Origin of the sequence: Pseudoalteromonas sp. P1-7a, assembly GCF_001401855.1 — a bacterium.
In the GTDB taxonomy this organism is placed as follows: Bacteria; Pseudomonadota; Gammaproteobacteria; order Enterobacterales; family Alteromonadaceae; genus Pseudoalteromonas.
The window spans coordinates 1-645 of the sequence record NZ_LKDU01000088.1 but is presented as its reverse complement, the minus strand read 5'-3'; the positions used below and the strand labels follow the sequence as shown (position 1 = coordinate 645).

Sequence of the window (645 nt, the reverse complement as noted above, 5' to 3'; positions counted from 1 at the left end):
GGTTTCACTCACGGTGGTTTCGTTGCCTACGCTATCGCGTACGCTCACTTCAATCGTGCTTTCACCTTCACTAAGTGGTGTACTCGGTGTGGCGCTCCAATCACCATTTGCATCAACAAGCGCAGTGATGGTTTGTGGATTACCATCGCTGTCGGTCACCACTATCGTCACTTGCGCGCCTTCGCCCGCATCGCTCGTGCCACTGATTATAGGCGTGTTGCTATTGCTTTGTGCATCCACCTCAACAGTAAGCGTAGGCGGTGTGCTATCAAAGTCATCTGAGCTGATTGTTCGCGTGTTACCGGCTGCATCGGTGGCTGTGGCTATTACAGAGCCAACATCAAGGAGTGATACATCCAAGCCCACTAATGACCAATTACCATTGGCATCGGTTGTGGTGGTGTAAGTGGCCCCAATGCCACCGCCTATAAGTTGCTCAGTGATAGTAATTTCGCTGCCTGCTGGCAGGTCAGAGGTACCGCTTAGGGTCACTAATAAACCAAGCTCAAAGGTCGGTGTAAAGGCAAGGGTTGGTGGCGTCACATCCACTTCGCCGTTGTCTGTGCCTGTACCCGTGTTGCCTGCTGCATCAGTGATGCTGGCGCTAACACTGTAGTTGCCTTCTGCTAAGTCGCTGGTTGGTGT

1 protein-coding gene is annotated in these 645 nt (G+C 52.4%); it reads right to left on the bottom strand.

What is annotated here, in order from left to right:
* Positions 1 to 645: Ig-like domain-containing protein (locus tag AN389_RS19570; RefSeq protein ID WP_200910108.1), on the bottom strand; the 645-nt coding region annotated here is incomplete at both ends.